Below are 11,489 nucleotides of genomic sequence, written 5' to 3' on the forward strand. Positions count from 1 at the left end.
ACTTTACAGTTTTGCCGCTACTCTAAGCTTTGCGCTTCTGGCTCTGGGATTTTGCTCAAGTTCTGCTTCCGTAGGCAGAATTGGTTTTCTCGTTATACTCTTGACTATAGACTTTCTTCCACATACGCAAACAGGGATTTCCGGAGGACATGTACAGGCAGTTGCCAAATCTTTAAATGTCTGCTTTACAATCCTGTCCTCCAGGGAATGGAATGTAATGACCGCGAATCTGCCGCCCGGCCTTAAAAGTGATACACCGTCACGTATTGTTTTTTCAATGATGCCAAGCTCGTCATTAACCTCAATCCGAATGGCTTGAAAAGTCCTCTTGGCTGGATGTGGCCCATCCTGACGGGCTTTTGCGGGTATTGCGGCCTTGATGATGCTGACAAGCTCTGAAGTCGTTTTAATGGGTGCTTTCCGTCTTGCCTCAACAATAAATTTTGCTATTCTTGATGCCCACTTTTCTTCACCGTAGTCCCGTATAACTTCGTAGAGTGACTTTTCAGAGTATGTGTTTACGACTTCTTCAGCGGTCAATGATTGTGTTTGATCCATCCTCATATCGAGAAGGCCATCATTCATATACGAAAAGCCTCTCTCAGCTTCGTCGAGCTGATAGGAAGAAACGCCAAGATCAATCAGTATACCGTCTACACCATCCCAACCCAGGTCCTCGACAACTGTTTTAAGGTTGACAAAATTACTGTGAACAGGAACAAAGTGATTTCCAAAGCGTTCCAGTCTTTCCTTTGCAGCCGCCAAGGCTTCTTTGTCCTGATCTATACCTGCCAGCCGGCCTTTGGGCAGCCGTTCCAAAATGGCTTCAGAATGACCTCCACCGCCAAGGGTACAATCCACGTAATCTCCGTCTTCTCGGATCTCCAGCGCTTCAATGCAAGCTTCCAGCAATACACTGACATGTTCAAACGCCACGGTCATTCCCCCTTTAAAGTCTGTTAAATGCCAAGTTCGGCCATATGCTCTGCTATTTCGTCGTAATCAATATTCTCAGGATCAATATAACCGTTCCAACCGTCCTGGCTCCAGACCTCAATACGGGTCCCTGTCCCTATAATCACAGCCTCACGTTCAATTCCAGCGTGCTCTCTCAGCGTCTGGGGAATCAAGATCCGGCCCTGCTTGTCAAGCTCACACTCTGAGGCTCCAGAAAAAAACAGCCTGACAAATGCGCGTGCGTTTTTATTCGTCATGGGAAGTGCTTTTAATTTTTCCTCGAACAATTGCCATTCGTTTTTTGGAAAAACAAAAAGGCAGTTGTCGAGACCTTTTGTTATGTAAAACTGATCGCCTAAAGCTTCTCTAAATTTTGACGGAATACTGACGCGTCCCTTTGTATCCAAAGCGTGTGTAAACTCACCTATAAACACGGACGCGCCCCCTTTCCATGAAAACTTCATAATCTTTGTAACACTTTATACCACTATAACCCACTATTACCCACTTAATGATTATATTTTACATGATTCTGAAGAATATAGCTATAGGTTTCACACAAAATTTTGAAAATATTGCATAAAATTATCCAAGCGTTTAACAGCACTTCGAAACCGTCCAATATTTGGACCAAAATAAAAAAAGACGCTCTTTCGAGCGTCTTCAGGTACTTCCACGATATAAAACATGCGTTCTAAAAACAGTCGTGTTCAAACACAATAATTTTAGAAAGTTGCATTAAAAATCATTTTCTTATGATTTTTTTCGTTTGGATTGCCAGAACCAAGCCGCCGCCCCTATGGCAATCATAACAATACTTGTCACTTGGGCAGTCCTGAAAGGCCCCACCATCAAGCTGTCCGTGCGCAGCCCTTCAATCCAGAAACGGCCCACTGAATAGATGATCAGGTATAAAAACATCAGCGCGCCATCAAAAGGCTTATTTTTCCGGAAGGACATGAGAAACGCGAATAGCGCTACATTCCATAAGGATTCATACAGAAATGTAGGATGCACCTTTACGCCGTCAATCATGATCCCCCAAGGCAGGTCGGTTGGACCGCCATGGGCTTCCTGGTTGGCAAAGTTGCCCCATCTTCCAATCGCCTGGCCGAGGGCCAAAACCGGCGCTACGATATCCGCCATTTTGAAAAAATCCAGCTTTCTCCAACGCGTCACAAAATAGCCTGCCACAATTCCAAAAACAACGCCACCGTGGATCGCAAGGCCGCCACCTCGAAGGTTAATAATTTCAGCTGGATCCGCCAGATAATACGACAGGTTAAACGCGACATACCACAGCCTCGCGCCTACTATAGCGCTGACAAGAACTACCAATATCAAATCCAATAAATGGTCTTCAGAATAACCAAGTTTTTTGCCTTCCCGAATAGCGTAAACTGAACCAATCAGCATGGCCGCAGCAATCAAGATGCCATACCAACGTATGCCAATTCCAAATATTTCAAATGCAACTGGATTCACTATAGCTTCTCTCCTCTTGGCTTAATGACCGAGATGACTTCATCCGGATTTTCATACATGACCTTAAAAGTTTCATAGGCCTCATCCACGTTTATTTCATGGATGGTTTTCAGATAATCAAACAAATGGTGACCCTTCATGTAATAATGCATAAACGCGCTTGACAGGTATTGAAGAGAATTTGAAGCACTTATAAACTTACCGGTCATCTTTCTGCGAATCCGCTCAAACGCTTCACGGTCAGGCCCATCCGCCCGGATTCTCCCAATTTCTGAACGAAAGGCTTCAATGGCCTCTTCATACCGCGTGGACTCTCCTCCAAAAATGGTATAGGTGTACCCTTGTCCTTGTGTGAAATCGATAGAAAGGGTTGGATTAAAAATACCAAGTTCGTACATTCTGTTGTAAAATACGGAACCACGACCAAATTGGGCATCCAAAATGACTTTAATTTCCATAGTATGCCTCAGCGTCTCCTGGTCACCATAAGGTAATGACTGGTGCTTCAGCGCCATTTCAAAAAGAGGCGCAGGCACGGCCATTTCTTGTTCAATAAGGTGGTTCAAACAACCGGACGGTTCATTGGGCATAACCAGCTCAAAATTGCTTTTTCTGCTTTTGAAGTCGTCCTCCAGGCGTTCCTCCACTATGGCAAGCACCTGATCCGGGTCAAGGTCTCCCGCTATAAAGAGAACCATGTTGTCAGGCACATAAAAGGTTTCATAGGCGAGTTCCAGGTCTTCTTTAGTCGTTGAAGACACTGATTCTGGCGTGCCCGCAATATCCTCCCTCACCGGATGCTCTACATACAAATTTTTTAGCAGATTGACCAAACATCTGAACCCTGGGTCATCCTCATAAGAAGCAATTTCCTGGAGGATAATGCCTTTTTCCTTTTCTATATTTTCTTCAGTCAGATGCGTTCTCTGAACAAACTCCAATAACTTTTCAAGACTGGGCTCAAAATTTTCACTGGTTGAGAAATGATAAACCGTAGAAGTATAGTTTGTGTAAGCGTTCACTGAAGCGCCAAGCTCTGAAAACGCGTTGAACACATTTTTCTCCTTGTCCTCGAAAATCTTGTGTTCCAAGAAATGAGCCGCGCCCAGTGGCAGCGATATCTGTTTTCCACTCAGTATGATCTCATTGTTGAACGCTCCATATTTCGTTCCAAAATATGCGAATTTTTTGGCAAAGCCGGGCTTTACGAGGAGATACACCTCAAGTCCGCATGCCATTTTATGTTTTAGTATGGTCTCATTCAGCAGAGGATCCGAGTAACGTGTCCATTTATTCATTCGATATCCTCCCCCGTGAGCACATACCAGGTATCCTTTTTGAAGGTCTTCCCAGCTTCAGACAACTGCGCCGCGCTGACCTGATTAACTTTGCTGATGATTTTCTCAATGTCCAGCTCTTCGTGAGAAAGCCACTGAGAAAACAAGAAATTGCTGTAGCTGTTTGGAAAATCCGTGATAGATCTCAGCCCTGAAACAATTGATTTTTTAGCGATATCCAGCTCTTCCTGGGTAACGCTGCCGCTTGCAAGGTCTTCGAAGACCTCGTCAATAAGTTCTGTGGTTCTTGAGCCAGTGGCTTTGTCAATACCAGCCATCACCATTAAAAGACCTTTGAACCTGTCATATTTTGACTGGATATAGTAGCACAAGCTTTCCTGCTCCCTGACCCGGTTAAAAAGACGGCTGCTTGGCGTCCCGCCAAGGACCGTACTGAACAGCATTGCAGGATAGTAGAGCGGATGCTCACCGCTAATCTCAGTTCTATAGCCAATAACGAGCTTGGCCTGATTAACATCCGTCCGCTCAACAATCTCTTTGACCTTGCCAAGTGAGTTTCTCCAAGGCGAGATCACTTGAAGGGCATTCCGCTCACCGGAGAAAGCAAAAGCCGTCCTGCATTCAGATAAAGCATCCTCAAATTCGAAATCGCCAAAGACAACAATGTCAATTTCAGCCTCATGCAATACTTTAAGGTAATGCTGGTAGAGTTTTTCAGCGTTCATAGCCTCAAGGGAGGCAACGTCCCCGTAGGTATAGACACTATAGGGCTCATCAGGACACATGTGCTCCACCATTCGGTCCATGGCGTAAGAGCTCTTGTCATTTGTACGGCTTTCTATTTCCTGCTTAAGATTCTCAATTTCCTGGTCGACATAGGCACTTATAAAAGCGCCATTCTCCAGAGCCGGTTCGAATATGATCTCATTAAGTATGCCAATGGCCTCTTTTAATGGATTCATGTCGAGAATCCACGGGCTTCGCGGCAGCTGAGTCTTAAACTGAAGAATATGGATCTCTCCAATTTTTGTGACATCTGAATAGAGCAAGGCACCATAAAGATTGTCCAGATGAGCATTGAAGGTTTGGGTTGTCGGATAGCGCTTCGTTCCACGTTCAAGGACGCGGGCCAATAAAGTGTTGTAAGTTGCCTCAGCCTTGTCCAGCGGACGCTTCAAATAAACACTGACGAGATCCGTTTTGAATTTTCCTGATTTGATTAAAGCGAGTCTGACACCTGGTGCAAGCTGACTGTATTTGACTTTTTCTTTCATAGGATCACCTTGGTTGTGACTTAGTCGATTTCTCTATATTATACCTTTTTTTAAAAAAAACAGCAGGTTTCCCTGCTATTTTTATAAATGATTTGGTTGTTGGGTGTAAACTCACTGGCAAACACTCTATTAGTGCTGTTTGGAATAAAATTCAACGATCAGCGCGTCGTTTATTGTTACGGGAATTTCGTGTCTGTCAGGCAGTCTGGTCAGAACTGCAGACCGCTCAGAGTCACTGCGTTCAAGATAAGGTACTGTGCCTGATGTGGTATCGAAGTTGTCAAGAAATAATTTTGCGTCTGTTTTTAACGTTATAACTTCCCCAACGCTGACTGGCAAGCTGGGAATGTCTCTTTTTTGACCGTTTACAGCCACGTGGCCGTGAACGACCATTTGGCGGGCTTGTCTGAGTGTCGATGCGAAGCCTGCCCTGTATACCAGATTATCCAGTCGTGTTTCGAGGGCTCTAACGAGAAAATTGCCGGGGATTTCACGGCTTTTAAAAGCGCGGCGGACATAGCGTGTCATCTGTTTTTCCATGACGCCGTAGTAAGCTTTAAGCCGCTGTTTTTCGAGGAGCTGCTCTCCATATTTGGAAAGCTTTCGATCATCCCTGGCCATGCCCTGCTTGTAGCGATCCATTGCTTTTGGATGACCGTGGACATTCAGTCCCAGTCGTCTGCATTCTTTGAATTTTGGTCCCATGGGTCTAGCCATGCTTTACCTCCAGATTTTGGATTGCCGCGGTAAAATCAAGCCAATTCCTATTATAGCAACTAAAAACACATGCTGCAAATGATTTTTATTATCACTTGCGCAATATTAAAATAATCTTCCTCATTCAACCCTTCATAATATGATGTTTATATTTTTCGTTTCCATTAAGAGACGCTCATAAAAATTTGGAAATGCAATTGGATTCATTTTACTTCCATTGAATTGCATCTTGACTTGTTTTCTATTATAATCTTCAAGTGAGTCAAGTATGAGTGCGGCGACTGAAAAGTCAGGCACCTGAAAAATAAGCGAGGTTGAATTTCATGAAATTAGGAATTGTTGGGCTACCCAACGTTGGAAAGAGCACACTATTCAATGCAATCACCAAAGCGGGCGCAGAATCCGCGAATTATCCCTTCTGTACCATCGAACCAAATGTTGGCGTCGTTGCAGTGCCAGACAAGCGTTTAAATGTCCTGCAGGAGCTTTACAACTCTCAAAAGCTCGTTCCTACAGCAATTGAGTTTTATGATATAGCTGGTCTGGTGAGAGGCGCAAGCAAGGGTGAAGGTCTGGGCAATAAATTTCTTGGACACATTCGGGAAGTCGCCGCTATTGTTCACGTCGTACGCTGTTTCATCGACGAAAATGTCGTCCACGTCGAGGGAAAAATTGCGCCGCTCAGCGACATTGAAACGATCAACCTCGAGCTCATTTATTCGGATCTGGAGATGCTGGAACGAAGAATTGACAAGACCCGAAAAGGTCTGAAGGCAGACAAGTCCCTTCAAGGCGAACTCGATCTTCTCGAGCGGATTAATGGCGTCCTCGAGTCCGGCCAAAGTGCGAGAACTCTTGATTTGACCGAAGAAGAGGATCGTTTGGCCAAAAGCTTCAACCTCTTGACTTATAAACCCATTATTTACGTTGCCAACGTCTCTGAAGATGATCTCATGAGCGGCGAAGACAACGCTTATGTCGAAGCTGTCAGAGCACACGCAGCGACTGAGAAAGCAGAAGTCGTCGTAATCTGCGCGAAGATCGAGCAAGAAATCGCAGAACTTGATGAAGAAGACCGAATTGCATTTTTAAGTGACCTCGGTCTGGATGAGGCAGGACTTGACAAGCTGGTACACGCCTGCTATCACCTCCTCGACCTGATCAGCTTTCTCACGGCAGGGCCGCAGGAAGTTCGTGCATGGACGATCCGGCGCGGCACCAAAGCCCCACAGGCGGCCGGCAAAATTCACTCTGACATTGAAAGAGGCTTTATCCGTGCAGAAACCATTGCTTATGAGGACTTGATCAAAGTAGGCACTATGGCACACGCCAAAGAAAAAGGTCTGGTCCGGTTGGAGGGCAAGGAGTATGAAGTCAAGGACGGCGACGTCATATTGTTCCGCTTCAATGTTTAACTTTAGTATTCATACAAAACGGATTGCTTTTGATTGCCTCGCAGGATACTGCGAGGTTTTTTTATGAGCGTGACGGAAAAATCCTTGACTTGAGTCATGGGATGTTCAAGGATGACAGAACTCAAATTTGGCGGATCAAAGGATAAAATAGCTTTAAGAGATATGAAATTTTCTTAACAACTGAAAACCCAAAACATGAACCGTTTTATCAATATCTGTCAGAACCGTTGATGTTTCAGAATTCTTTGAATTATTAAATTGTATCATTTTCCATTTTATTCATTCGCGCTGTATATATACATTTTTGTATTTTTTACAGCATTGAAGGATTTGGTAAATTCATGTAGAATTTTCTCATAGGTCAGAGCGCTGCTGACCAAGAATGTAAAGGGGGATACATAATGTCAAAAAAAATTCTGGCACTGTTGATGCTTGCAGTCATGCTCTTCAGCCTCGCCGCATGCGGACCACAAGCAGAGCCCGCGCCTGCTGCACCAGCTGAAGGCGAAGCGCCTGCCGCTGAACCGGAAGCACCAGCTTATAAAATCGGGATCATGACAGGCACAGTTTCACAGGGTGAGGAAGAATATCGCGCCGCAGAAAAAATGAAAGAGAAATATGGCGACATGATCATTCTACAGACTTATCCGGACAACTTCATGAAAGAAACTGAAACCACAATTGCCAACGTACTTTCAATGGCTTCAGACCCAGAAGTCAAAGCTATTGTCATCGTGCAAGCAGTTCCAGGCACTTCAGCAGCAATCGACAAAGTCCGCGAGATCAGAGATGACGTTCTCTTTATCGCAGGCGTTCCTGGCGAAGACCCTGATATGATCGCCAGCAAAGCTGACATTGTCTTCCAGGCTGATGAGCTCGGCATGGGTTACACTATCATTGAACAAGCTCAGAATATGGGCGCCAAGACGTTTGTTCACTATTCCTTCCCTCGTCACATGTCCTATCAGCTCCTCGCAATGCGCAGAGACATTTTTAAATCTGAATGCGAGCGCCTCGGCATTACCTTCGTTGATGCCACAGCTCCAGACCCAACTGGCGACGCAGGCGTCCCTGGTGCACAGCAGTTCATCCTTGAAGACGTTCCAAGGAAAATTCAGGAATATGGCACTGAAACTGCCTTCTTCAGCACAAACTGCTCAATGCAGGAGCCTTTGATCAAGTCCGTCCTCGAAGGTGGCGCGCTTTATCCGCAGCAGTGCTGCCCTTCTCCTTACCATGGTTATCCGGGTGCCCTTGGCATCGAGATTCCTGAAGACAAAAAAGGCGACATTGATTTCCTCGTCGGCGAAATTACTGCTAAGATCGCAGAAGGCGGCGGTACAGGCAAATTCTCCACATGGCCTATTCCGGTCAACATGATGTTCGTCGAAGGCGGCGTTGAATATTCAATTGCTTACCTCAACGGCGAAACTGCTGACAAAGTCGACAAAGCTAAAGTTGAAGAAATCTTTACAGAAATCGCTGGTTCACCAATCACGCTCGGTACTTTCACAAACGAAAGCACTGGCAACACATTCGAGAACTTCTTCATGGTCCTCTCCGACTATATCACATTCTAAAAGATTAAAAGAGCTGCCACATTAAAATTTGTTCAGCGCACCGGAGGACGTCTTTTCAGGCGCCTCCGGTTTTACATGAATTGGTGAAACAAATGACATATTCAGGGGAGGTACAGCTTGAGCGAGCCTTATGTCCTATCCATGCAAAACATTGAAAAAGACTACTTTGGCAACAAAGTACTAAAAGGTGTCACCATTAATGCCCGGGCTGGTGAAGTTCACGCCTTGCTGGGTGAAAACGGCGCCGGCAAATCCACTTTAATGAATATCCTTTTCGGAATGCCTGTCATACATAATACCGGCGGTTACAATGGAAAAATCATGATAGACGGTAAGGAAGTCCTTATCAAATCACCAAAAGATGCCATGGAACATGGCATTGGGATGGTACACCAGGAATTTATGCTGATTCCGGGCTTCTCGGTCACAGAAAACATTAAATTGAACAGAGAGATCTTGAAAAGCAACGCAGTCAGCACATTGTTTGGAAAATCAATGAAAACCTTAGACAGAAAAACCATGAATGCAGATGCGCGCCAGGCCATTGATACGCTGGGCGTTGACATCAATGAACGTCAAGGCGTCGCCGGCATGCCTGTTGGCTATATGCAGTTCATTGAGATTGCACGCGAAATCGACAAGAGAAATGTACGCCTGCTGGTATTTGACGAACCTACAGCCGTACTGACCGAAAGTGAGGCAGAAACGCTGCTGGCCGCTATGAGAAGGATTTGCGACGCCGGTATAGCTATTCTATTTATAACCCACAGGCTCGAAGAAGTCATGGCAATTGCCAATGACATCACAATCCTAAGGGACGGCGAACAGGTCGCTGCCCTTGAAGCCGCCAAAACGAATGTCATGCAAATTGCTGCCATGATGGTTGGACGGGAAATTGAATCTATGTTGTCCGAAAACCGTGATATCTCCAAGACCCCCGAAGTCTTGCTTCAGCTCAAAAACTTCAAGGTGCAGATGCCTGGTGAACAAATAAAAGGCGTTGATCTTGAGATTCACAAAGGTGAAATTCTTGGGCTGGGAGGTCTTGCAGGGCAAGGTAAAATAGGCATAGCTAACGGCGTCATGGGCCTTTACCCTGCGTCCGGTCAAGCCATTTATAAAGGGGAAGTACTCCCCTTCAGCCAGCCTGAAGCCATTTTAAAAAAAGGCATTGCCTTTGTCTCCGAGGACCGAAGGGGTGTTGGACTTCTCCTTGATAGTTCTATTGAAGACAACATTGTCATCTCCTCCATGCATATCCATAAGCGCTTTATCAGGAAGTACGGACCCGTCACTCAGAAGAACGGCAAAGAAGTCAGGGACCATGCGAATAAGTTGATCCAGGACCTGGACATTCGCTGCACTGGACCTGACCAGCCTTCCAGAAGGTTGAGCGGCGGCAATCAGCAAAAGGTCTGCATAGCACGGGCTTTAACGCTGAACCCGGATATACTCTTCGTTTCAGAACCGACAAGGGGCATCGACATTGGCGCTAAAAAACTTGTACTGGATACCCTCATTAAGCTTAATCGGGAACATGGCATGACCATTGTCATGACCTCAAGTGAGCTGGCGGAGCTAAGATCAATTTGCGACCGTATAGCCATAGTGACCGAAGGAAAGATTGAAGGGATCCTTGCCCCTAACGACAGTGACGCGGACTTCGGTTTGATGATGTCTGGGGATTATGGAAAACTCATAGAAAAGGAGGAAGCAAGATGAAAGAGCGCTTTCAAAAGTTTGTCCAGCAATTCGGGCTTCCTCGTCTGATCATCCTATCGTTTTTCATGGCCCTGCTGGTTTCCGCATATTTCCTTAAGCTTCCGCTGGATTCCCTGATTTCAGATACCCTGGTCAGAACCGGAATGAATGGCGTACTTGTCCTGGCTATGGTTCCTGGCATTCACAGCGGCATAGGCCTGAACTTTGGCCTGCCTTTAGGGATTGTCTGCGGACTGCTTGGCGGACTCGTCAGTATTGAGATGAACCTCGTTGGTCTTAATGGTTTCATAATTGCCATTTTAGTATCTTTGCCTATAGCCGCTGTGATTGGCTATCTCTATGGCTTGATGCTCAACCGCGTCAAAGGCTCTGAAATGCTTGTCGCCACCTACGTGGGCTTCTCTGCGGTTTCACTGATGAATATTGCCTGGCTCGTGATGCCGTTCCATAGTCCTGAAATCAAATGGCCTATTGGAGATGGTCTCAGAACCACCATTACGCTGACCGGAAAATATGATAAACTCCTGAACCACTTCTGGGACTTCACGATCTTTGGTGTTACTGTGCCAACTGGGCTGTTGCTATTCTTTCTGGCCATGTGTTTGTTGATGTTTTTGTTCCTGAGGACCAGGACCGGCATTATGATGAGTGCCGCGGGCATCAACCCCAAATTCGCCGTGGCAACTGGCATTCAGGTAGACCGCGCCAGAATCATAGGCACAATACTTTCCACAATGCTGGGTGCTGTTGGAATTATTGTTTATTCCCAAAGTTATGGATTTTTCCAGCTGTACCAGGCACCTATGATGATGGGCTTCGCAGCAGTCGCCGCAATTCTTATTGGCGGTGCCTCATCCCACAAAGCCACACTCATGCACGTCATAATTGGAACCTTCTTATTCCAAGGATTATTGACAGTTTCTCTGCCGGTTGCGAATAAAATCGTCACTGAAGGCAACCTCTCTGAAATCGCAAGAATTATTGTTCAGAACGGCATTATACTCTACTCTTTGACAAAAGTATCCGGCGGGGGTGATTAGC

The 11,489-nt window shown here is 45.7% G+C and carries 10 protein-coding genes; 4 read left to right on the forward strand and 6 right to left on the reverse strand.

The window, feature by feature from the left end; all coding sequences use genetic code 11:
• Positions 1–3: 3 nt before the first annotated feature.
• From rsmH to rpsD, 6 genes are all read right to left on the reverse strand, one after another.
• Positions 4–936, reverse strand: coding sequence for a 16S rRNA (cytosine(1402)-N(4))-methyltransferase RsmH (gene rsmH, locus BLP63_RS02640; protein WP_092589335.1), 933 nt, complete (start codon positions 934–936; stop codon positions 4–6).
• Positions 937–959: 23 nt separating this feature from the next.
• On the reverse strand, positions 960–1,391 hold the full coding sequence (gene mraZ, locus BLP63_RS02645) for a division/cell wall cluster transcriptional repressor MraZ (protein WP_092589336.1): 432 nt from the start codon (positions 1,389–1,391) through the stop codon (positions 960–962).
• A gap of 319 nt (positions 1,392–1,710) precedes the next feature.
• Positions 1,711–2,442 carry a prolipoprotein diacylglyceryl transferase gene (gene lgt, locus BLP63_RS02650; RefSeq protein ID WP_092589337.1) on the reverse strand — a complete coding sequence of 244 codons (732 nt, stop codon included), beginning with the start codon at positions 2,440–2,442 and terminating at the stop codon, positions 1,711–1,713.
• Complete coding sequence (gene yfmH / locus BLP63_RS02655) at positions 2,442–3,740, reverse strand: EF-P 5-aminopentanol modification-associated protein YfmH (RefSeq protein ID WP_092589338.1); 1,299 nt, start codon at positions 3,738–3,740, stop codon at positions 2,442–2,444. The genes lgt and yfmH overlap by 1 nt, the downstream gene beginning before the upstream one ends.
• Positions 3,737–5,014: an EF-P 5-aminopentanol modification-associated protein YfmF gene (gene yfmF / locus BLP63_RS02660; protein ID WP_092589339.1), complete on the reverse strand. Its 1,278-nt coding sequence runs from the start codon at positions 5,012–5,014 to the stop codon at positions 3,737–3,739. Before yfmF ends, yfmH begins: the two co-directional genes overlap by 4 nt.
• A gap of 129 nt (positions 5,015–5,143) precedes the next feature.
• A complete protein-coding gene (gene rpsD / locus BLP63_RS02665) occupies positions 5,144–5,731 on the reverse strand; it encodes a 30S ribosomal protein S4 (protein ID WP_092589340.1) in 588 nt (195 codons plus the stop codon).
• Between the two features lie 323 nt (positions 5,732–6,054).
• Here rpsD and ychF point away from each other — a divergent pair, with 323 nt between their 5' ends.
• The 4 genes from ychF to BLP63_RS02685 all read left to right on the forward strand — a co-directional run bounded on the left by ychF (position 6,055) and on the right by BLP63_RS02685 (position 11,488).
• On the forward strand, positions 6,055–7,146 hold the full coding sequence (gene ychF / locus BLP63_RS02670) for a redox-regulated ATPase YchF (RefSeq protein WP_092589341.1): 1,092 nt from the start codon (positions 6,055–6,057) through the stop codon (positions 7,144–7,146).
• Between the two features lie 401 nt (positions 7,147–7,547).
• Complete coding sequence (locus tag BLP63_RS02675) at positions 7,548–8,726, forward strand: DUF3798 domain-containing protein (RefSeq protein WP_092589342.1); 1,179 nt, start codon at positions 7,548–7,550, stop codon at positions 8,724–8,726.
• A 117-nt stretch (positions 8,727–8,843) separates the two neighbouring features.
• Positions 8,844–10,448, forward strand: a complete 1,605-nt coding sequence (locus BLP63_RS02680) for a sugar ABC transporter ATP-binding protein (RefSeq protein ID WP_207646399.1) — start codon at positions 8,844–8,846, stop codon at positions 10,446–10,448.
• Entirely contained in the window at positions 10,445–11,488 is a 1,044-nt protein-coding gene (locus tag BLP63_RS02685) for an ABC transporter permease subunit (RefSeq protein WP_092589343.1), read from the forward strand. Before BLP63_RS02680 ends, BLP63_RS02685 begins: the two co-directional genes overlap by 4 nt.
• Position 11,489: the final 1 nt, after the last annotated feature.

It is taken from the genome of Acidaminobacter hydrogenoformans DSM 2784 (assembly GCF_900103005.1).
GTDB classification, from domain to species: Bacteria; Bacillota; Clostridia; order Peptostreptococcales; family Acidaminobacteraceae; genus Acidaminobacter; species Acidaminobacter hydrogenoformans.